Origin of the sequence: Ignisphaera sp., from assembly GCA_038831005.1 — an archaeon.
In the GTDB taxonomy this organism is placed as follows: domain Archaea; phylum Thermoproteota; class Thermoprotei_A; order Sulfolobales; family Ignisphaeraceae; genus Ignisphaera.
Map to the genome: position 1 here is coordinate 118,065 of JAWBKZ010000002.1, position 20,449 is coordinate 138,513.

Consider the following 20,449-nt stretch of genomic DNA (forward strand, 5'->3'; position numbering starts at 1 on the left):
TTAACAGTACCTGGTTAGAAGCTTGTATCAGAAGGTGTAGAATCCTTGAAAAAAGTAGTGGTTTTTGTAACAGGACTTCCAGGTTCTGGTAAAAGTGTTTTTACTGATGTAGCTATATCTAGAGGAATTCCTGTGGTAGTGCTTGGAGATATTGTTAGAGAAGAAGTTTCTAGAAGAGGTCTTGAACCATCGCTTGAGAATCTGATTAAGATAGCACAAGAACTAAGAGAGAGACTTGGTCCAGAAGCCATAGCTATGCTATCTGTAGAAAAACTCTTGAAGATACTTGATATGAGTTGTCTAGTTGTTATAGATGGTGTTAGAAGCTTAAAAGAGGTAGAATACATAAAGATGAAGACAGATGCTGAAACTATTATTGTAGCTATACATGCTTCACCCAAAACTAGGTTCAATAGACTTAAGATGAGGTCTAGATCTGATGATCCTAGAGAATGGAGTGAATTTATCAAGAGAGATATGAGGGAGCTTTCGTGGGGTTTAGGTAACGTGATAGCGTTAGCTGATGTGGTTATAGTTAATGAAGGATCTATAGATGAATTCAGGGTTATGGTTAAAGAATTTCTGGATAAGGTGATTAGAGAGTGGTGTACATAAGGATCGAAACAGAGATAAGACCTACAGAAGATGTACACAAGGTTATGAAAGCTGTAGCAAATCTAGTGTATGTAGATAAACCCAAAATCGAGGAACTCGGTAGAGGATACAAGATACTTATAATCGAATCAACAGATCTTTCCATACTACAGCCTCTACACGATATGCTGAGAAGACAGAGGATACTGGATACAGCTCGAAGCTATATGTATAGACATAAACGTGGCGAGGTAGTAACCATTATGGTGAATAAACAGGTAGCTTATCAAGGACGCATCAGTCTTGTCGAAAAATCGAGCGAGAGTCCTCTTGGAGCTATAACGATCACCATATCGAGTACACAGATAGATAAAGTAATAGATTGGTTGGCACCTAAAACAGCTCACGGAAGACCTCTTTGGGAAATAGAGATGCCAAGAGATGTCTAGTGTTGATCAAGATCAAGAATATCTAGAGGAATCTTGGCAAGATCTTCAGCAATGTGTATCTCTCCAGAGAATACCCTACGAGCTCGTGAAATAAAATCGCTGAAATCAGCTTTATCGTATCTAGCACTAAAATGGGTTAACACAAGGACATATGCATTAACTTCTGTAGCTAGTAATGATGCTTCGTATACTGTTGCATGACCACTTTCATATGCTCTAGAGGAATCTTTTGAATAGTCTAGAAATGTAGCTTCATGTATAATTATCACTGGTTTCAGCTTCCTCAATTCATCTAAACATAGATCTCTACATACACCATCGCCAGAGTAGAAAATACCTATGTTTCTCTTCTTAAGATTGACCTCTATATAGAATCCATAAGCGTTTTCTAGTTCTCCATGTCTAACAGGTAGTGGTAGAATATTAACATCACCACTTGGCGTAGATACATATTCCTTCTTCTGGAAGAGTTGTTTCGAATCAATGCAAGATATGCTTAGGGTATCTCCATACCTAATACCGAATAGATCTAATGAACTGTTTAGATATTTACATAAATCTTGTGGAGATACTATTGTTAAAACAAATTTCTCGTAAAATTTTTGCGACTCTAGTTTCATCTTTAGACTCTCTATGAATGGTAGAAGACCGTGTACATGATCTCCATGTGAATGGGATATCGCAATAAGCTTGACGTGTCTATGATCTATACCAGCTTCATTTATCCTTATCTGCATACCTTCACCTGAATCAACTACTATACAGTCTTTAGATCCACATATAGCTACACCTTGCGTAAATCTATTCTTTTGAGGAATAGAAGCTGATGTTCCTAGAAATATGATGCAGTTCTTAGTCAAATCTTCTTCACCACATATATAGCTCTAGTTAGTGATCCGTGAACCATATCTAGATGTTTCTCAATTATCTTGAATCCAGATTCAGATAGAGCGTTCTCTATCGATCTACCTATATGTATAGGTGTAGCGAAAACCATATACCTTCCGTTTCTAAGTACATTTGATGCCTCATCTATAAATGATATCAGTAAATCTGTAAGTGATTTTGCTCCTCGTGGAGCACTCTGGATATTGTATGGAGGATCTGTAGCAATTCCATCAACTCTAAGATTGGCTATAGCCTCGAGAGCAGCATCCATTTGAATCACATCAACTGATTCACAACATCCGTACCTAGCTATATTTACTTGTGCTCCTCTAACCATATGTTCATCTATATCACTACATATAGCCTCTAGACCCATTAAACAAGCTTCTATAGCAAAACCACCTACACCACAGAAAGGATCTAGAACAGTTTCTCTACGCAGTATGCTGACTCTAGATAAATTCACAAATGTCTTCGCAAGTAAGGGCTTCATTGTTCCTGGTCTATAGCATGGGCGATGCTGCGGCTCTCTATCTATATACATCTTCTGTCTCCTTCTATATATCAGCCAGTAGATGAAAGCTACATTAGCTACTAGCGATAGTTTTAATACTCTAAAACCTTCATCGATTTTTCTACGTGTACATATATTCTTAGGAGGTACAATCTTTATCAATTCTTCAGCAATATTTTTACCAAATCCTCTAACAGAATCTATAGCTATACATATCTCATCTCTATCTATGGAGTCCTTCATTAACTTAATCAATAGATCCTTATCATCGTACTCCACAATATCTACGAGTTTGCCTAGCTCTATAATTAGAGCAGCTCTCTTGAGAAGAACATCGATACCTATAGTGCTAGATCTAAAGAGTACGAATTCATCTAGTTTGAACTCTACTTTGTGTTCTATACCTTCGGCAATCATTATCGAGTTAAACTCTGAGTAAGCAAGAGAAAAGTTTTCATGTGAAAGTCTAGCGATATACACTCTAGCCACTTTTTAATGCTCTACATATTATGGGTGTAATATCTATTACCTTAATCCAGCTTGGTAGATCGATGGATAACTCAATTGTGTTAGCTATAACCAAGCTCTTTAAACCAGCTTTAGAAAGTATATCTATTGTTTCTCTTGATATAAACGCATGTGATACAACAGCATAGACATTACTAGCGCCAGCTCTATATAGAGCTTCGGTAGCTTTCGCTAAAGTCTTACCTGTACTGATAATATCATCAACTATTGCTATATCTCTACCAGCAACATCTAGAGTTTTGGTGTCTATGGTTATCTCACCTGTTATTCTATCTCTATACTTATCTAAATAATCATATTCAACACCTAGTTGTTTAGCTACATCTAGAGCTCTGTGAAAAGCACCTTTATCTGGTGCTAAAACCATGTCTATCTCCATATTGGATCTAGAGATCATGTAGCTATGCGGAAGTAAATCGATATGTGTATACCCCATATCATTGAAAGGTCTAGACGAATGTACATCAACAGTAACTATTCTTGTAACTCCAAAAATTTTCAATGCATTATAGAGAGCCTTAGTGCTTATAGGTTCTCCAAAAAGGAATCTCTTATCCTGTCTAGTATACGCTGCATAAGGTAGTACAACAGTATCAACACGTACATTTAGACCTTGAAGAGCTTCTAACGCAAGATATAGCTCTACTATCTTCCTATCTTGTTCAGGATAAAGAGATTGAGTAACTACAACACTATTGCTAGCACCCCTAAGTTCAATCCTTAAATACTGTTCACCATCAGGAAAAAGCTTTCTCTGAGGTACATAGACAGCGTATCCACACTCACTTTCAAGACTCTTAATCATAGACTTAGGTACGCCACTTAGACACACAATCAATATGTTCTCACCTTGAACTCAACTAGTTTTATTCTTCAAACTCTAAAAACCTTTATATCTACCAATATATGTGCAGTAGAATAGATGATTATTGTTTAGAAAGGGACTTCACTAGATGGCTAAAGAAACTGTGCCTATATCTGTTGTCCAGTTAATGAATATCGAAAACATACCTCTTTCGCTGTGTTGTGTATCTGGATTAGCTCTAGTAGTAAACTTTATTCAATGTCCTGTAGACTGTAGCAAATGTTTATGGGAATCCAATATCACTATCCGTAGCGCTAAAACTATAGAGATCGATTATGACTCAATTAACCAGATAGTTAGAAGATACTATCCAGACATAGTCTTTCTTCATGGAGGAGAGCCCTGGAGATATAGATACACCTCAGAGTTTCTATCATCATTAAACAAACTAGATATACTAAAGGGTATTAAGATGAACAGCATCTTCATATATCATCAGCATATACAGGACATACTTAAAGTGATAGAACTATCTGATGTAGTCTTAATTGAGGTAATTAGCAACAATATTGATGCTGAAAACATCGTAGGTTTAGTAGAGAAGATCTATAGAGATAAACATGTAGAGTTTGTCGTAATTTATGATCTGTGCCAATACAAATATTTAGAAGCTGTAATAAACGTACTGAAAGAACATGGGATATCTGTGCCTATCAATATATCGTTGATCGATATCGATAAGGCTAGAGAGGTGTATAGATCTATAGAGTTGTTGAGGAAAAAGTACCCTCTTGTACAAACAATTAATGCTACAGTTTCAGAATATTCATCGGTCTTGTGCACAAAATGCCGCTTACCTATAGTCGTTAGAGAAGGAGCTAAGGTAATAGAGATAGAGCTTGATAACGAGTGTAGATGTAAATACTGTGGATATAGGGTTATAAATGTTTCAAAAAATATTTGTAGAGCAAGAAAAATGTATAGGTTACCAATAAGGATTCCACTGATGTAGCACGAGGTATACAGTATAATGTACTTTGTATATGTGATGGGGCCTGCAGGCTCTGGAAAAAGTTATCTAACTCAAGCTCTTTATAACTGGCTACAGGATCATGGACTAGACACTGTAACGGTAAATCTAGATCCAGCAGTATCCTGGCTACCATATGAGCCTGATGTGGATATTCGTGACTATATAACTGTTGAAGAAGTTATGAAAAGATACAATCTAGGACCTAATGGAGGTCTTGTGGCTACAATAGATCTATCGATAGAGTTTATAGATAGGATTGTTGACGAGATTGAGGGTCTAAAGCCTAACTACGTTATTATTGATACTCCAGGCCAGATGGAGGTTTTTGCATTCAGATCCTCTGGCCCAACCATAATATCTGCACTTACTGAAGGTAATAAAGCTGTTGTTCTATTTCTTATAGAATCGCTACAAGCAGTAAAACCATCGATATTTCTATCAATTCTTATACTATCTCTAGCAGCATTATTCTCTCACAAATTACCTCAACTCTTGGTTGTAACAAAATCAGATCTAGTTTCTGAGGAACTTCTCAAAAAAGTTAAGCAATGGATTGAGGAGCCGGCATTGATTGGTAGGAATATTATGAAGAATGACTCTGTTTACCTTCAACTATATGGTGATGCTATAGACATAATCGAGAATGTTGTGAATAGATTCATACAAGACATTGTGTATACCTCTGCTGTTACTGGCGAAGGTATGGATGAACTTTATGGAGCCATACAAAGAGTTGTTGCAGGTGGTGAAGATTTTTATACTGAGGAGTATAGTCAAGTTCTTTAGATAGGTGCATACCTTTTGAGTACTGATTTAGATACTGTAGAAAAAGAGTTGCAGATAAAGGTGGCTTCTGTTCGTGAAGAGCTCCAGAAACTCTTGATCGATAGAGATTCTATAAGAAGAGAATTGGATAAAATCAGAGAAGAACTAAATAACAGGAGAGATAGATTAAAGAAACTCAAGGAAGAGTTATTGAATGTCAGAGCTGAGCTAAACCATATGTACAACGAGCTCAATAATACAAAGAACTACTTAAAAGAGCTTAGAGAGAGATTTAGAGTAAATATTGCTCAGCTAAAGTCACTTTCAACAGAGATCAAGAAATTTACCTCTACCACTTACGGCATGAGTATCGATGAGATAAGAGAGGAGATAGAGAAACTTGAATGGATTCTTGTAACAACACCGAACCTAGATCTTGAAGAAGAAAAGAAGATAGTAGATAAGATATCCCAACTTGAAAAGAGGTTGAGAGATGCATTAATGTACCAGAGAAATATGTCAAACGTGTATTCACGATATGAAGAACTTAGCGATATTCTAGACAATATAAGGAAAGAGCTTAAAACTAAATCAGAAGAAGCAAACATAATCAGAGAAAGAATAGCTCAGCTCAAAGAATTAAGGAACAAGCTCAAACAAGACATAACAACTCTTGTAAATGATATAGTTGAATTAAAGAAAAAGAGAGAAGAACTGCGAAACAAAATAATGGATATAAAAAAGGCTATAAACATTAAATCTGAAGAATATAGGAACTTGATTAAGGAACTAAACAGATTGAAAGAACTTAGAGAACAAAGCAAAAAAGACATTGTAATGAGCCGTAAGAGAGAGGAAATAAAGAACAAAATTGAGCGTGGAGAAAGAATTACGCTATATGAGCTCTATATAGCTTTTAGTGAAGGAGAAGAAAAGAAGACTAAAAGTAGATAACTAGTGAAAAACCGTTAAGGAACTCGCAAGACACTTTATTCTCAATTAAGCTATACGTATACTGTTATAACGATTTTATCCATTATATCTCTATACCTATTCCTTATAGTCACTTCTGTTACATTAGCAGCTTTAGCTACCTCTTTCTGTGTTTTCTTTTCATCTAAGACTATGGATGATATATATACTGTTGCTGCAGCTATTCCCGCTGGATCCTTTCCCTCAGTAAGTCCATAGTTCTTTAGCATTTCTATAATTTTAGAGGATAGTATGTGCACTTTTTGGCTGAGCTTTAGGTTCGAAATTACAGATGGTACAAATATTCTAGGATCAGAATACGATTTGAAGCCGTTCACTTCTGTTTTCATGTAGACTTCTGATAGAAGTTTCCAGTACTTATCTTCATCAATATCAAATTCTTGTAGAAGCTGTTTAGCTCTTAGAGGTAACCGATGCTTTCTTGATGCTATTACTAAAGATATAACTGCTAGAGTCTTTATATCATCTCTTTTTGGTTGAATTGAGTAGAATATCTTCTTGAGTATAATTGCTGCAGTTTCTTTAACTTGCTCAGGTATTTCTAGAAGTGCACATATATGGTTTAAATTTGTCAGTGCTTCAACTATTTTTCTTTCATTTCTATTAACGCGGATCTTTTTGTTAAGATATCTAAGTCTTAACATTTGTGCAGTCTTTCTATAGTTATATATGGTGTTGCTTATTTCTTTGGTATCGATATCTGTTGTTAAACCTACATCATGAACTGCTTGAGATATAAGGCCTGTATGGGCTCTTCTTCTCCATTCATCATGTGTAAAAGCACGCCATTCAGGTGATTGATCTATGCTATCTTCATCTATAATTTCTCCAGTATCTTCACATATTAATGCGCCTCTCTCATAATCTCTAATGACGTTATCGCATAACTGGATCATTTCCTCTTACCCTTAGTTGTGTGATGTTTCTGTTGTCTAGATCTATAGAATAGAATTGTGGAGGTTTTGATGGATGAGAGTATCGCGTAACTTCGTGGTTTAATCACAGCATAGGCTCTATTTACAGGCCCTATTATGTCCATGATCTTACCTACATGATTACCACTTGCATCTGTGACGATACTTCCTATATCTGGAATATCTCTACCGGCTTCAAGTTTAACCAAGATCAATTTGGATTTAGTTATTATTTCAACTGGACCTAATGAATCAAAGGTTCTCAAAGTAACACCTTATAAGACATTTAGAGTTGTTGCAGATTTAAGGTGTAAATACAGATCATATACTGTATCACTCATGAAAATTTTGGAATTATTGGATATTATTCTGAGAATTACTTAGTCTTGAATGGCTCTATTGTGTTCATGTAAATATTACCTGCAGAGATATAACAAGATATTACCTATAATATTACTTGTAGTTAGTTCTAAGCAGCTTAAGTTCTCTTGCTATATTTTTCACAATGTAATTCTTCTTGATATTTGTCTTAACGAGCACAAACCCTGTACTTCTGAACCATACTCGAGGATACTTTTTCTCGATATAACTACACTCTAACCCTAGCTTCTTGCATACTTCTAGAACTTCATCGGGTTTAGGATTATCTACACACATATTTGAAGGAACTCTACGTCCATACTTTCTCTTGAGCGAACAATCAAGATATGGGAGCCATATGATATGGTTCTTAACTATATCCATAAATAGATCATCTACAGAAACCCAGATATATTTTTACTTCAAAAGTATTGCGTTTATTACACCATCTTGACCAGGTCTTGATATAACTTGTGCTTTACCAAGTTCTGTTTGGATTATAGCGCCTTTAACTATTATACCTCTTCTAGCGAAATCTCTATTGGATGGTGTCTCGATAACGCTAAGAATTCTGGTCCTCTTGTAGGTTTTTGATGTGGGGTCGAACACATTAGCGTAAGCTACGTACTTCAACCTTACCTTTGTATTCCCACCTCTACATCTATCTGCAATCCTTATATCTCTAGATGAGAGAAGGGTTTCTGTCGGATAACCACCAAGTTCATACTTACGTATATCTCTATGGGGTCTTCGTTCACCTCCACTTACTTTTTTAAAATCTTTACCTTGATATACACCCATGTACATCCACCTAGATGAATCTGAAGACGTATTTGGGAATACAATGCTCTAGTAGCAAGAATAGGTTTATAAATGTAGATAGTAGTTGAAAATAGTAGATATTTTATTCGTCGATATGATGAACAATGGGTCTGAATATCTGTGATGAAGCTTATGAGTGCTGAAGCTCTACATCCTCTACAGCTTGCTTAACAATTATGTGATCTTAACAATTATGTGATTGGTTCAGTATATCTTCGGTTCACACCCCCACTGTATGTATAGAACATTACTTAGTAGAATATAAGTTTTATAACGATTTCTGATTACGGTGATAGAATAATGTTGTGTCCTTTTTGTAGCTCTACAGAATTGATATACGATTTCGATCATGGATACATTGTGTGTACGGTATGCGGTAGTATAGCGGATACAATATTTACCGAATTCTATGAAGATTATCCAAATGAAATAAAACACGAAGTGCCCGGTTTACCGAACGTCAGAAAAGGGCTTGAGAAAAAGAGAAACAGGGTAAGAGAGATAAGAATAACGAAAATGTACATGGACGTTAAAATATACGAAAAATATGCAAAAAGAGCTAGAAAGAATGTATACGTAGATTTTGAAACAGCGATAAAGCGTGAGAAAGGGGAATTGTATTCAGGGAGGATATACCGTCACAAAGCAGACGGAAAAATTACAGAGATTCTTGATTCGGATCCGCTTGTTAAACATATACTGGATAATATAATCAATAAAGATCCTATACTTTCGTCAAGAACGCCGAGAGGTAAAATTGCTCTTGCACTAATATTAAAACATATTATCGAAGGACATGAAATTGACTTAGATGATATATGTAGAAAAACGTCATTGAGTTCTGTACACGTGAAAAGATTAATCAATTTATTGAAGGAGAGAATTAGTATTTCAACAATGCTTATTTCACCTACTAACGTATCTAAAAGAGAGATAATGAACATACAGGAAGGATTAGTTTATGGTGAAGTTTAGTAAGGATAGCTTAGTGTGTCTACAACTCTTTCTATATTAAAGGTTTCCACATAAATCTTAAAGAGATACTCTACAATCTCTGCATATTCAGATAATTAGCTAGATACTGCATTGAAGATCAGTAACAAAAATTATGGCTAGTTTAAGGAAGCGTAGAGATACCCATGTTTGTGTGATGGTATATTATGTGGAGAGGTTTGTGTCAAGATACTTTTGTGTAGTTAAAAGATGAGGAGCTAGACCCATCTAGATATATAAGTATATACCTTTATACCTTTTCTATTGCCTCTGGTGTAGAGATATGGGTATGGAATTAATCGAGCTATTTCTAACATTCTTGAAAATAGGTTTCGTCATGTTTGGCGGTGGCTACGCTATGATACCTATACTTAGATACGAAGTTGTTGTAAGACATCAATGGATTTCTGAGCAAGAGCTCATAGACATAATAGCTGTAGCTGAATCCACTCCTGGACCTATAGCAGTAAATTCTGCTACATATGTGGGGTATAAGGTTGGTGGCTTCTTAGGCGCTTTTTTAGCAACTATAGCTATCGTTTTACCTGCTTTCATGGTTATGCTAGCTATTGCTGTAGTCATCATGAAATTCTATAATAATTATCTCGTTAAAGGCATTCTTAACGGTATTAGAGGTGCTGTACTGGGGCTCATTCTATCAGCCGTGTTAATGGTTGTGAAGGGTATTGTTAAAGGCGCAGCTATAGGCAATAGTTTGGCAACTTTCTTTATAGCTATAGCTGTATTCATATGCGTAACATTCTTAGACATAGATCCAGTTATACTTATAGGTGCTTCAGCACTAATAGGACTTGTTCTTGCTCTCCTTAAAGTATGGTAGAACACATTATACTGTTTAAACATTGATGTACCAACTCCAGATGTCTATGTTTAGTCACATACTATAGATATATTACTTTAGCTAATAACGGTAGCTGGGGAAATCATAGTGTCTGTCGCAATAGTTAAGAACAACGATAGCTACAGAGGTGTGCTTTCTGCTCTAAATCTTATAGCTAATGAAATCGATAAAACTTTAGATAACAGAAAAAATATTTTAGTGAAACCAAACTTTGTATCTATCTTCAATCCGCTAAGTACTACACCTAGAGAAACTGTTGAAGCAATCATAGACTTTATCTACAACAGATACAATGTATCTGAGATAGTTATAGCTGAATCGCCCGCCATAGGATCTTTTAACCAGGCTATTGAGTTTCTAGGTTATAAGGAGCTGGCTAAAAGGTATACATCTATTGAGTTTTTAGATCTTGATGACTATGAGCAAGAGATCATAACGCTTGAAGACGAATATCATAATCTATTTGAGGTTTCAGTATCTAAGATACTTATGGATAATCGATTCTTCAAAATCTCAGCCTGTAGAGCTAAAACACACGATACAGTTATAGTAACGTTGAGTATAAAGAACGTGGTCATGGGATCAATTAAGCGTGGATATAAATCAAGAATGCATAGAGGCTACTTCTCGATAAACTACAACATAGCGAAGCTAGCAACGAGGCTAATGCCAGATTTAGGTATAGTAGATGGTGTTGTGGCTATGGAGGGTGACGGACCTGTTAATGGTGAAAAGAAGTGCTGGGGGGTAGTATTTGCATCAACTAATCCGGTTAATCTAGATGTTGCTACTACCTATGCTATGGGGTTCAATCCTAGTGATGTTGGTTACCTCTTCTTTTTATCCAGATGGGGTTACGGTGAAGTAGATATAAAGCGTATAAAGATCTTGGGAGAAAACATAGATACCATTAGATCTCCCTTTAAACCACATAGATCATACAAAGAACAACTCATATGGAAAGCGTATAAAGATCTCAAGTTCTAGATAAGTTTTAATCTAGCTTTATAATGTTTAGCTGTGTAAAGATATATTTTTCTTGGGTCAAGAACATGATTTCCTTCAACAAAAAAGTGGCCATAGGTTCAGACGATCTATATCCTATTGCGGACTTTGTAGTTGAATATCTGAGGAGCAAGGGGTTTGAGATTACGCCTATCGGATCTATTAAGACACGTAAACCAGAGCCCTGGCCTTTAGTGGGTTACGAAGTTGGTAAACTTGTTGCTTCTGGTGAAGTTTCTTGGGGTATCGTTATATGTTATACAGGTACTGGTGTATCGATAGCTGCTAATAAGGTTAAAGGTGTAAGAGCTGCTCTATGTGGAGATCCTGAGACAGCTAGAGGTGCAAGACTATGGAATGATGCTAACGTTCTAGCGTTAAGCGGTAGACTAACAACGAGCTATCTAGCTAAAGAGATACTTGATGCTTGGTTATCTGTAGAAAAACCTGATGAAAGTGAGCTCAAGAATATAGAGATGCTGATGAAGATGGATATAGAAAGGATGTAGAAGATATGTTGAATCGCTATCTATACATCGATAAGAATACCTTAGTAAAGAAACTAACACCTAGAGCTATATACACATGGATTCCAGTCCAGATAATTAGGTTTAGAGAATGTAGACCTAAAGAGCTATACATAGTTGATTGTTTCTTTCGGTCACAAGTAGACAATCCCTACATATCGTTAATTCTCTTAAGAAAACTACCTAAGAAGATAAGGATAGTAGATCAAGCGCCACTAGATGTTAAGAAGATAGTTTGCGAATGTAAAGATGTTATCATTGATTTAACCAATATTGTTAGAGATATAGTTGCAAAAAACTATAGCAAGCTATACAATATGTTGGATTTCATATCCGAGTATAGAGACATAGAGGTGACTACCAGGTTTTTCTTAAGGAGTAGAAAGTATGTGATAAAAGCAGAGCAGATTAAAAAAATGGATAGGAAATTAGCTGTACGTGTCACAGAAAGCCTAATGGATAGGGTGTGTCTCTACGATAAGAAGGAGAATAGAGATCTATATACACCTATAGATATAGAATACGCTTATGCCCTTATATACATAGACCCGGTTATAGGTACTTCGGGATTAGCTGTAGAAAACAAGCTTATCGAGATAAAAACCTATATGAAATTAGTTAAGAAGCTCTCTCTAGAAAACCAATTTTCTCTAGAATCTTTAACACCTTCCTCAGATACGTATCATTGAAACCCACTATACAGTCGATCTTAACAGTAGTATCAAGAGGAAGCTCTAGTGGGTCTCTATAGCCAGGTATATATGCTTTAGCTCCTAGAGCTAGAGCTATCCTTAATGCTGCAACTACATCAATATTCCTAAGCTTATGTCCCCTTATATCGATAAAGACCTCGGCGTTACCTAATGCTACGCTAACTATATCTAGTGCAGCACTTCCTAAAATCCTCAAAACTTTGAATCCTTCGCAATTCTTTATATACAGTTCTAGAGCTTTAAAAGATTCATAGGAATCGAAATAACCTAAAACTATATTCTTTGGATCCCTTCTTCTCTTAATATCTGTACCTATCGCCTTAACAATACCTTCTCTATATATGTAGATCCTATTTCTAGATATTTCCGCTAATAATGCAAAAAATACATCACCTAACTTAGGAGAATCTTTTTTGCCGTTAGCTATAGCTATCGATATAGCTGACCAAGGTATATCGGCCTCGTAATTCCTACTACCATCGACAGGATCTATCATTGCAATTAGTTTTCTTTCACCATATGATTGAATGCCCCTTTCTTCACCAACTATGACTATATCTCTGAGTTCATCTTTAAGACAAGAAACTAGTGCTTCTTCTATCCTTATATCGAACTCTTTTGAGAGATCACCCCAAGGATTGACTCCTACAACTCTATCAGATGGTTCTTCTAAAACCAGTATAGATTTTGCTTTATTTACACACGAGATAACACTATATTCAATTCTATCTATATTCAAACACATCACCCCAACCTCTGTAGAGCTTCCATAACATTTTCTAAACTATTGGCCAAGAATAGACCCAGCTCAACAATCACGCTTCTCTCCTTTCTAGATCTATCTACATACATAGCCTTCATACCTGCAGATAATGCTCCCCCAACATCTTCAGCTACACTATCACCTACATGGATAACCTTAGACACATCTACACCAATCCTTCTACAGAATTCAAAAAATATCCTTCTATCGGGTTTAAATACACCAACTTCATCAGAATACACTTGAGTTTTAAAGTATTTGTCTAACCCTAGCACTTTAAGTACTCTTCTTGTATACATGCTTTCCCAAAGCACGTTATTTCCTATAACACCCATCATAATATCTATCGCTTTAAGCGAATTCAATGTAGGTATAACGTCGCTATATAAAATCTTAGAAACTTCTGAAGACATGTATGGAGCCTCAATTATAGAAGAGAATGCTAAATCTATAGCCTCAACCAACTGGTCATAATCTATATCCAATGCTTTAGCGAGTAGATTTCTTGATGAGATAACGAACTTATGTACCTCTATTGTGTTATTGTTGAGTCTAGATTTCTTTACTTTTATGTATTTATCGTAGATTATTCTCTCTATAGTTAACGGGTCTTTACTAATAATCTCTGCTATGATTTCCGCTAACTTTCTGTAGACAGCCTCTATATTCAATAAAGTATTCCATACATCAAAACTTACAGCCATCAGCATTTTACATCACTCAAATAATTCAACTAGCCTCTAACCTTAATCTCGGTAACAAACTTTTAGCACATCTATAAGGTTTTTTCTAGAGACCATATCTATCAGGAATTTCTTCCAATCATCAATAACCCTTCTATAGACATCAAGCTTCCTCCTGAATCCAGGCAGAAGTGCATCAGGATAGCTGAATATCGACAACCTATTGTAAAGTTCTTCAGCTAACTCCAAAAGCCTGAAGGCTTCATCGAATCTGTTTTTTCTTATACTCTCTAAAGAACATCTCTTAAGTTCACCTATGGTATCAGCTAATCCCAAGAGAAAGGGAATAGGATGCACATTCAGTTCCTCTATCGACAAGAACCTTGCTCGAGTAACCATATTATACAGCTGGACGGCTTCTACATATTCAGCCACTATAGAGTAAAAAACATTTGAATACACAAGCTCTGGATAACTCTTTATCTGTTCATAAACTTCATTAAATAATTTAGAGACTTTATATACATCTTCTTCAACGTTTCTTCCAAGAACTATACCCGAGGTTATGGATCTACACAAATTCAGTATATCTCTCCCCTTCTTTACCAAAAATTCTCTCACATTCTCCAAACCATCTAGATAATTCTTCACGTAAGATGTATCCATTATCTATCCCTAAGGCACATCCTTATAGATATCACAAATATTCTAGGTTTAGAACTTTATCTACTCCAATAACTATATCAACGAATTGTATAGATGACCACTATAAGACAATTAACATTCATTATATAAATGTGTAGAGATAGCCGTGAAGCAACTAGAAATATTGTCAGCTCTAGTATAGCATGAATTGATAATTATAGGTATGAATAAGGTTGTGCATCATGATGCATTAGGTAGTCTGTAAGCAGGTATCCAGATATATTCTTGATATGATGCTTCAACATATATTGTAGTATAAGGTGTATGCTGTGACCGTTATGAAACGTATTTTACTAGGCAGATGGAATATATGCTGCATTGCTTCTTGGCATTCAATATTCTTGATAGAATACGGAATACTCTATATCAATTGCTTCACTAGCTAACTTTATTTTTAACCAATCATCGTATTTCATTCTCCATCCAATCGAACCAATGAGATCTACCACTTGTTGAGGATCTTTTGCACCGGGTATAGGCACTACCACACTACTTGATGTGATTAGCCAATTCAATGTTATCTGAACAGGTGTCTTATTGTATCGTTGACCTACTTCTCTTAACACTTGAACCACTTTCCACACTCTTTCAAAATTCCTTGGATGAAATATAGCTTCTCTAGATCTCACATCTTTAAAGCTAGGCAGATTTTCTGGCGTGTATTTTCCTGTTAAAGCTCCTTTAGCTATAGGACTCCAAGCTTGAACCGTTATATTATTCTTTTCAGCGTAAGGTATTATCTCTTCTTCAACCCATCTCTCAATTATATTGTATCTCACTTGAATTATATGTATATCGTATTTGGATAGATTATTTCTAAAACTCTCAACAAGTTCTATAGGAAAGTTGCTTAAGCCTAGATACCTAATCCTTCCAAGATCAATAAGTTTTTCTAGAGCTCTCGCATATACTCTTGTTGGAATGTTAATCCAGCATGGAGGCCAATGAACCAATAACCCATCTACATATTCGAAACCTAGGTTCTTCAATGATTTATCGACAGATTTAAATATATCTGTAGGACTCAGATATTCGCCAGGTATCTTCGTAGTTATTATTACTTCGTCTCTTTTAACTCCTAACTCCTTTAACGCCTTACCTAAAATATTCTCGCTCAAACCTTGACCATAGACCATAGCCGTATCAAAGAAGTTTATGCCAAATTCTATTGCTTTAGCTATAACAGCTTTAGCTTTATTGTATTCTATAACACCCCAAGCTTCGCTAAATTGCCATGCACCTAGACCTATACGCGAGATTTTCTCATTAGTTCTACCTAGTGTTGTGTACTCCATGTAGACACCCTTAAAAAATGCTTGCAGCTAAGGATCTATATTAGCTTTATGTATATGACAACAAAACACCATTTTGTCTAGACATATCTTTTCTCATCACCATCTACTAACTCTATAATCTTGTAGGACGATCCCAACATATCTATTGCTTCTCTATAAACATCTTCGGGTGTCCTTCTATACTTTCTAACAAGTGTATGTAGAGATACTATGTCGAGATTCAGTTTAGCTGCATACTCTAGTACTGTTGCTCTCATGATTAAATCTTTCACAATGTCTTCGTATCTCAAAACCTGTAGATTAGCTATAGAATCTAGTGTTTTGCTATTCTTGATGTCTATTTTCCATACATTGTTATATCTGTCCCATAGAGCTACAGACTTTATGATAATGGTATCTGTTGATGGATTGTAGTCTTCAACCTCATGCACATACGTGACTTTTCGGACAACATTTTTGTGTAGAACAAATCTCTGGATCTGTATAAACAGTCTTGTAGATGCTACAAGAGCTTTAGGTACACTCATAGGTGGTGCTACAAGCCTCCTTATTAGAGATTCGACATTTTCTGCATGAATTGTTGTGAGTCCACCATGACCTGTTGAAACAGCTTGGAAAAAGCTATACGCCTCCCTAGACCTTATCTCACCAAGAATGAGAATATCTGGTCTCTGTCTCATAGCTGATTCCACTTGAGCCTGGAGAGTAACGCTCTGGACATACGTATCGCTACTAAGTCTAGTTACCATAGATACCCAGTTATCGTGGAATGGAAGTCTTATTTCGTGTGTATCTTCGGCTGTAACTATCTTTAGTTCTGGAGGTAAAAGCATTGCAACAGCATTCATGAGCGTTGTCTTACCGGAACCCGTAGGCCCATAAAATATCATTCCCTGTTTATTTTCAGCAGCAATCCATAACAATGCTGCTACCCCAGGCGATAGTGTTCCATTGTTTATAAGCTCAAGAATTGTGTAAGGTGTTTCCCTAAATTTCCTAATGGTAAAACTATGTCCACTCATAGAGACTACATCGAGAACTACATGTATTCTATATCCCTCGGGATTAAGAATACCTTCAACAATTGGTTGTGCTACGCTAGCCTCTTTTCCAGCTCTATACGTCAATCTTCTAATAACTCTCTCAAGTTCTTCTCTTGATAACACCTTATTTGTTTCTAGCCACTCATATTTATTGTGAAAAACATAGATGGGTTTGTCGTGACCATCACATGTTACATCCTCTATATTGGGATCCCTAATGAGTGGGTCTACCTCTCCGTAGCCTATGAGGTCTCTCAAAACATAATATACAATTGAAGAGATAATATTATCACTACATTTTTTCAAGAACTTTTTACAAAGCTTCTGAACAAGATCTTTGACAAAATCATATCCATCATCAAAAGATGTGAACGACGAAATCTTCTTAATGATCTCAACATCATTGGTTATGAACCTATACACTCTTTCCCTAAACTTCTTGCTCACATCATCAAGTAGAGGCTCTTTAACTATGTATAGAAGTTTGCCATCGCTGAGCTCTACAATTGATACAGTTACGATATCACCGTAACCGATACTGTATTCCGCAATACTCTTACCAAACTCTGGCACATTAACTTCCCCATCAATAGGTACACTAAAGATAATTAATAAAGTTTACAATACATATAGAAAAAATTTTGTGAATGTCTCATGCTTGTATACTCCATACGAATGAGCTTCTAGTCTCAAACCCTGATGCCGTCACAATGCTAACGAAATATATATACCCATAATCGTATCCCTTATCTGATACATCACCCATATCCCACTCTATTCTAGCTATACTATTAGGTTCAACCACTCTATTTGTGTCATCACAAATATCATCATTAAATTTACATGCAACTACATTTGTAGTTGCATCGACTAGATTCCCATTTACTTCAAATATCAATAACTGAAGTACTTCTGCAGGTGTATTCCCCATATTGTGTACATAGACTACCAACTTTGCTTCGTTAATAGTTCCTTCAAGTCTTACTCCTGCTATTCTAAGTCTATCCATGTTCGTAACAGAAGACGTTGGCGGTGATATTATACCCGAGACCCAAGACCATAAAAGGAGTGCTGCAGCTACAGTTATGATTACAAGTATTACTGTTGCAACTACTGGAGACACAGCTCTAGTTGTATACTTCATATTTATTGCACCTCGTCCATCAATTCATTTGATTCATGAGATATTTCTCTACCTATTTAGAGCGACTGCTAAACGAAATAGAGCCTGCAATTACTTCTCGATATCAGTAGACCAAGAGTTATTTGAATGTATGGTATCTCTACACAGAAATAATCTATGTTTAACTCTTCAATTACTCAATCTCTCGATCGATGGAGCTCAATTCATCTCTAAGTCCTACAGATAGTTCATACTCTTATTTCTCTAGTCTAGGAGGATGCGTACTGAACCTAGTTAGGAATTTGTTATTATTACAATCATGTATATTTTGCAGTTTTTTATATAATTTATGTATAAATCTACATGATTGTGTATAGAAGAGTTTATATATTAATTATGCGAATTAGTCAAAGTGAGGTATAATGATGTCGGTCTATGAAGGTAAAAGTAAACGTGTTTATGTAAAAGATGATTATATAGTAGTAATCGAATTCAAGGATGATGTAACTGCTATGGATGGTGCTGTGAAAGCTATAGCTAAAGATAAAGGTGTGATGAATGCTGCTGTATCTGCTTATTTGTTTAATTATCTAGAGTCTCGCGGCATAAAAACACATTTCATAGACTATGATGGATATAGATGTATTATTGCAAAGAAGCTTGGGATAATCCCCGTAGAAGTTATTGTTAGAAATTACGCCTATGGATCGTTATTAAAGCGCATTCCTTTATACAAACCTCTGCAGAAGCTTGACCCTCCTTTACTGGAGTTTCACTTTAAGGATGACTCTATTCACGATCCCCTCATACTTCCTGAAGATATTATATATACGAATCTGCTTAAGAAAAATGAACTAGATACTGTCATAGAGGTGTCGCTTAAAGCTAATGATGTACTTAGAGAGCTATTTACGTCCAAGAATCTTGTGCTCGTGGATATAAAGTTTGAGTTCGGTAAAGATAAGAATGGAAATATTCTACTAGCTGACGAAATATCTGGAGATACGCTTAGGGTTCTCGACGAAAATAGAAATCATTTAGATAAAGAGATCTTCCGAAAGACTAAGGATGTGGAATTATTGATAAAGGCATATAGAGAGCTATGTAATAGGCTTGGTATCGAGATGAAGAGCATTGCTGCATATGGTTGAGGTTGTTATAACTAACAAGAGGACTGTAAGAGATCCCGAAGGAGAAACAATACACAAGCACCTCATCCTGAGAAAGGGCTTCAATTCCGTTAAAAATGTTAGAGCTGGAAGATACTTGCTATTTGCAGTTGAGTCTGAAACTCCTGAGAAAGCTTTGGAGATTGTTAAAGAGATATGTGAAAAACTTAGGATCTACAATCCAGTTGTGCATGATATAGAGGTTAGGCTTCGTGGTTAAAGTAGCTATAATGAAGTTTCCTGGAACCAACTGTGATGAAGATGTCCATCATGTGTTGAAGAATGTCATTGGACTTGACTCAGAGATAGTATGGTATAAAGAATATGTAACAAATAGATATGATGCTGTTGTGGTTCCGGGAGGTTTTAGCTATGGTGATTGGCTTAGGGCGGGTGCTATAGCTGCTAGAAATGTTGTTATGGAGAGAGTAGCTGAAGATGTTTCTAGAGGTGTTCCTGTTCTAGGTATATGTAATGGTTTTCAGATACTAGTTGAGGCAGGTATGTTGCCTGGAGCACTCATACTGAACTCTAGTGGTAGATTCGTGTGCCGATGGATCAGACTTGTTGTAGAGAATGCCAGAGGACCTTGGCTCTCGCTTGCTAGAGATCGCATAATGCTTGACATGCCTATAGCTCATGCCGAAGGTAGATACTACATAGATGAAGAGACCTATAGAAGAATCGCTAATGTTTCATCCATAATTAGGTATGCACAAGGCTGGAACCCCAATGGTAGTCTATACGATATTGCCGGTATAGCTGATGAAAAAGGACTGGTTCTAGGGCTAATGCCTCATCCGGAAAGAGCTTCAGAACCGGAACTCGTTCCAAGAGGGTTTTCTCCGGGAGGTAGAATCATATTTGATAGCCTTGCTTATTCGCTAAAGAAAGGGTGGTGAT

The 20,449-nt window shown here is 36.2% G+C and carries 26 protein-coding genes; 13 read left to right on the forward strand and 13 right to left on the reverse strand.

Annotation, left to right across the window (positions count from 1 at the left end; genetic code table 11):
- The first annotated feature begins 45 nt into the window (after positions 1–45).
- Positions 46–615 carry an AAA family ATPase gene (locus QXK50_02275; protein ID MEM2007988.1) on the forward strand — a complete coding sequence of 190 codons (570 nt, stop codon included), beginning with the start codon at positions 46–48 and terminating at the stop codon, positions 613–615.
- Entirely contained in the window at positions 603–1,043 is a 441-nt protein-coding gene (locus tag QXK50_02280; protein ID MEM2007989.1) for an RNA-binding domain-containing protein, read from the forward strand. Before QXK50_02275 ends, QXK50_02280 begins: the two co-directional genes overlap by 13 nt.
- Here the strand turns inward: QXK50_02280 and QXK50_02285 are convergent.
- From QXK50_02285 to prs, 3 genes are read right to left on the reverse strand one after another with little or no spacing between them, the layout of a single operon-like run.
- On the reverse strand, positions 1,040–1,903 hold the full coding sequence (locus tag QXK50_02285) for an MBL fold metallo-hydrolase (protein MEM2007990.1): 864 nt from the start codon (positions 1,901–1,903) through the stop codon (positions 1,040–1,042). The genes QXK50_02280 and QXK50_02285 overlap by 4 nt on opposite strands.
- Positions 1,900–2,934 carry an RsmD family RNA methyltransferase gene (locus tag QXK50_02290; GenBank protein MEM2007991.1) on the reverse strand — a complete coding sequence of 345 codons (1,035 nt, stop codon included), beginning with the start codon at positions 2,932–2,934 and terminating at the stop codon, positions 1,900–1,902. The genes QXK50_02285 and QXK50_02290 overlap by 4 nt, the downstream gene beginning before the upstream one ends.
- Complete coding sequence (prs, locus tag QXK50_02295) at positions 2,927–3,805, reverse strand: ribose-phosphate diphosphokinase (protein ID MEM2007992.1); 879 nt, start codon at positions 3,803–3,805, stop codon at positions 2,927–2,929. Before prs ends, QXK50_02290 begins: the two co-directional genes overlap by 8 nt.
- A gap of 121 nt (positions 3,806–3,926) precedes the next feature.
- On the opposite strand from prs, the gene QXK50_02300 reads away from it, so the two are divergent.
- The 3 genes from QXK50_02300 to QXK50_02310 are packed head-to-tail and all read left to right on the forward strand — an operon-like array spanning position 3,927 to position 6,530.
- Positions 3,927–4,790, forward strand: coding sequence for a hypothetical protein (locus QXK50_02300; GenBank protein MEM2007993.1), 864 nt, complete (start codon positions 3,927–3,929; stop codon positions 4,788–4,790).
- A gap of 18 nt (positions 4,791–4,808) precedes the next feature.
- Complete coding sequence (locus tag QXK50_02305) at positions 4,809–5,597, forward strand: ATP/GTP-binding protein (protein MEM2007994.1); 789 nt, start codon at positions 4,809–4,811, stop codon at positions 5,595–5,597.
- A 15-nt stretch (positions 5,598–5,612) separates the two neighbouring features.
- A complete protein-coding gene (locus QXK50_02310) occupies positions 5,613–6,530 on the forward strand; it encodes a hypothetical protein (protein ID MEM2007995.1) in 918 nt (305 codons plus the stop codon).
- A 50-nt stretch (positions 6,531–6,580) separates the two neighbouring features.
- Here the strand turns inward: QXK50_02310 and QXK50_02315 are convergent, their stop codons facing one another.
- The 4 genes from QXK50_02315 to QXK50_02330 form a co-directional block, all read right to left on the reverse strand.
- On the reverse strand, positions 6,581–7,465 hold the full coding sequence (locus tag QXK50_02315; protein ID MEM2007996.1) for a TFIIB-type zinc ribbon-containing protein: 885 nt from the start codon (positions 7,463–7,465) through the stop codon (positions 6,581–6,583).
- Complete coding sequence (locus QXK50_02320) at positions 7,462–7,749, reverse strand: hypothetical protein (protein MEM2007997.1); 288 nt, start codon at positions 7,747–7,749, stop codon at positions 7,462–7,464. Before QXK50_02320 ends, QXK50_02315 begins: the two co-directional genes overlap by 4 nt.
- Positions 7,750–7,936: 187 nt before the next feature.
- Positions 7,937–8,227 carry a signal recognition particle subunit SRP19/SEC65 family protein gene (locus tag QXK50_02325; GenBank protein ID MEM2007998.1) on the reverse strand — a complete coding sequence of 97 codons (291 nt, stop codon included), beginning with the start codon at positions 8,225–8,227 and terminating at the stop codon, positions 7,937–7,939.
- 33 nt (positions 8,228–8,260) lie between these two features.
- Positions 8,261–8,644 (reverse strand): 30S ribosomal protein S8e, encoded by a 384-nt coding sequence (locus QXK50_02330; GenBank protein MEM2007999.1) that lies wholly within the window; start codon positions 8,642–8,644, stop codon positions 8,261–8,263.
- Positions 8,645–8,965: 321 nt separating this feature from the next.
- Here QXK50_02330 and QXK50_02335 point away from each other — a divergent pair, with 321 nt between their 5' ends.
- The 5 genes from QXK50_02335 (at position 8,966) to QXK50_02355 (ending at position 12,741) form a co-directional block, all read left to right on the forward strand.
- Positions 8,966–9,640, forward strand: coding sequence for a TFIIB-type zinc ribbon-containing protein (locus tag QXK50_02335; protein ID MEM2008000.1), 675 nt, complete (start codon positions 8,966–8,968; stop codon positions 9,638–9,640).
- 301 nt (positions 9,641–9,941) lie between these two features.
- Positions 9,942–10,499, forward strand: coding sequence for a chromate transporter (locus QXK50_02340; GenBank protein MEM2008001.1), 558 nt, complete (start codon positions 9,942–9,944; stop codon positions 10,497–10,499).
- Between the two features lie 108 nt (positions 10,500–10,607).
- Positions 10,608–11,507 (forward strand): DUF362 domain-containing protein, encoded by a 900-nt coding sequence (locus QXK50_02345; GenBank protein MEM2008002.1) that lies wholly within the window; start codon positions 10,608–10,610, stop codon positions 11,505–11,507.
- Between the two features lie 65 nt (positions 11,508–11,572).
- Positions 11,573–12,034, forward strand: coding sequence for an RpiB/LacA/LacB family sugar-phosphate isomerase (locus QXK50_02350; GenBank protein MEM2008003.1), 462 nt, complete (start codon positions 11,573–11,575; stop codon positions 12,032–12,034).
- Positions 12,035–12,039: 5 nt separating this feature from the next.
- Entirely contained in the window at positions 12,040–12,741 is a 702-nt protein-coding gene (locus QXK50_02355) for a hypothetical protein (protein ID MEM2008004.1), read from the forward strand.
- Here QXK50_02355 and QXK50_02360 read toward each other — a convergent pair.
- The 6 genes from QXK50_02360 to QXK50_02385 all read right to left on the reverse strand — a co-directional run bounded on the left by QXK50_02360 (position 12,671) and on the right by QXK50_02385 (position 18,398).
- Positions 12,671–13,504 carry an inositol monophosphatase family protein gene (locus QXK50_02360; GenBank protein ID MEM2008005.1) on the reverse strand — a complete coding sequence of 278 codons (834 nt, stop codon included), beginning with the start codon at positions 13,502–13,504 and terminating at the stop codon, positions 12,671–12,673. The genes QXK50_02355 and QXK50_02360 overlap by 71 nt on opposite strands.
- A 5-nt stretch (positions 13,505–13,509) precedes the next feature.
- Positions 13,510–14,238: an HAD family hydrolase gene (locus tag QXK50_02365; GenBank protein ID MEM2008006.1), complete on the reverse strand. Its 729-nt coding sequence runs from the start codon at positions 14,236–14,238 to the stop codon at positions 13,510–13,512.
- 36 nt (positions 14,239–14,274) lie between these two features.
- Positions 14,275–14,877, reverse strand: coding sequence for a hypothetical protein (locus QXK50_02370; protein MEM2008007.1), 603 nt, complete (start codon positions 14,875–14,877; stop codon positions 14,275–14,277).
- A 371-nt stretch (positions 14,878–15,248) separates the two neighbouring features.
- The gene (locus QXK50_02375) at positions 15,249–16,211 is read right to left on the reverse strand and encodes an aldo/keto reductase (GenBank protein MEM2008008.1); all 963 of its coding nucleotides are present in this window, start codon (positions 16,209–16,211) and stop codon (positions 15,249–15,251) included.
- A gap of 77 nt (positions 16,212–16,288) precedes the next feature.
- On the reverse strand, positions 16,289–17,827 hold the full coding sequence (locus tag QXK50_02380) for a type II/IV secretion system ATPase subunit (protein ID MEM2008009.1): 1,539 nt from the start codon (positions 17,825–17,827) through the stop codon (positions 16,289–16,291).
- A 79-nt stretch (positions 17,828–17,906) separates the two neighbouring features.
- Entirely contained in the window at positions 17,907–18,398 is a 492-nt protein-coding gene (locus tag QXK50_02385; protein ID MEM2008010.1) for an archaellin/type IV pilin N-terminal domain-containing protein, read from the reverse strand.
- Between the two features lie 401 nt (positions 18,399–18,799).
- On the opposite strand from QXK50_02385, the gene QXK50_02390 reads away from it, so the two are divergent.
- Genes QXK50_02390 through purQ form a run of 3 tightly spaced genes read left to right on the forward strand, consistent with a single transcriptional unit; the run spans position 18,800 to position 20,448 of the window.
- On the forward strand, positions 18,800–19,528 hold the full coding sequence (locus QXK50_02390) for a phosphoribosylaminoimidazolesuccinocarboxamide synthase (protein MEM2008011.1): 729 nt from the start codon (positions 18,800–18,802) through the stop codon (positions 19,526–19,528).
- Positions 19,521–19,766 carry a phosphoribosylformylglycinamidine synthase subunit PurS gene (purS, locus tag QXK50_02395; protein ID MEM2008012.1) on the forward strand — a complete coding sequence of 82 codons (246 nt, stop codon included), beginning with the start codon at positions 19,521–19,523 and terminating at the stop codon, positions 19,764–19,766. The genes QXK50_02390 and purS overlap by 8 nt, the downstream gene beginning before the upstream one ends.
- The gene (gene purQ, locus QXK50_02400; protein MEM2008013.1) at positions 19,759–20,448 is read left to right on the forward strand and encodes a phosphoribosylformylglycinamidine synthase I; all 690 of its coding nucleotides are present in this window, start codon (positions 19,759–19,761) and stop codon (positions 20,446–20,448) included. Before purS ends, purQ begins: the two co-directional genes overlap by 8 nt.
- Position 20,449: the final 1 nt, after the last annotated feature.

Coding starts and splice junctions, on each gene's coding strand:
- QXK50_02300 (MEM2007993.1), top strand. CDS start 3,927: ATGGCTAAAGAAACTGTGCCTATATCTGTTGTCCAGTTAATGAATATC.
- QXK50_02305 (MEM2007994.1), top strand. CDS start 4,809: ATGTACTTTGTATATGTGATGGGGCCTGCAGGCTCTGGAAAAAGTTAT.
- QXK50_02315 (MEM2007996.1), bottom strand. CDS start 7,465: ATGATCCAGTTATGCGATAACGTCATTAGAGATTATGAGAGAGGCGCA.
- QXK50_02325 (MEM2007998.1), bottom strand. CDS start 8,227: ATGGATATAGTTAAGAACCATATCATATGGCTCCCATATCTTGATTGT.
- QXK50_02330 (MEM2007999.1), bottom strand. CDS start 8,644: ATGGGTGTATATCAAGGTAAAGATTTTAAAAAAGTAAGTGGAGGTGAA.
- QXK50_02335 (MEM2008000.1), top strand. CDS start 8,966: ATGTTGTGTCCTTTTTGTAGCTCTACAGAATTGATATACGATTTCGAT.
- QXK50_02340 (MEM2008001.1), top strand. CDS start 9,942: ATGGGTATGGAATTAATCGAGCTATTTCTAACATTCTTGAAAATAGGT.
- QXK50_02350 (MEM2008003.1), top strand. CDS start 11,573: ATGATTTCCTTCAACAAAAAAGTGGCCATAGGTTCAGACGATCTATAT.
- QXK50_02355 (MEM2008004.1), top strand. CDS start 12,040: ATGTTGAATCGCTATCTATACATCGATAAGAATACCTTAGTAAAGAAA.
- QXK50_02365 (MEM2008006.1), bottom strand. CDS start 14,238: ATGCTGATGGCTGTAAGTTTTGATGTATGGAATACTTTATTGAATATA.
- QXK50_02370 (MEM2008007.1), bottom strand. CDS start 14,877: ATGGATACATCTTACGTGAAGAATTATCTAGATGGTTTGGAGAATGTG.
- QXK50_02375 (MEM2008008.1), bottom strand. CDS start 16,211: ATGGAGTACACAACACTAGGTAGAACTAATGAGAAAATCTCGCGTATA.
- QXK50_02385 (MEM2008010.1), bottom strand. CDS start 18,398: ATGAAGTATACAACTAGAGCTGTGTCTCCAGTAGTTGCAACAGTAATA.
- QXK50_02390 (MEM2008011.1), top strand. CDS start 18,800: ATGATGTCGGTCTATGAAGGTAAAAGTAAACGTGTTTATGTAAAAGAT.
- purS (MEM2008012.1), top strand. CDS start 19,521: ATGGTTGAGGTTGTTATAACTAACAAGAGGACTGTAAGAGATCCCGAA.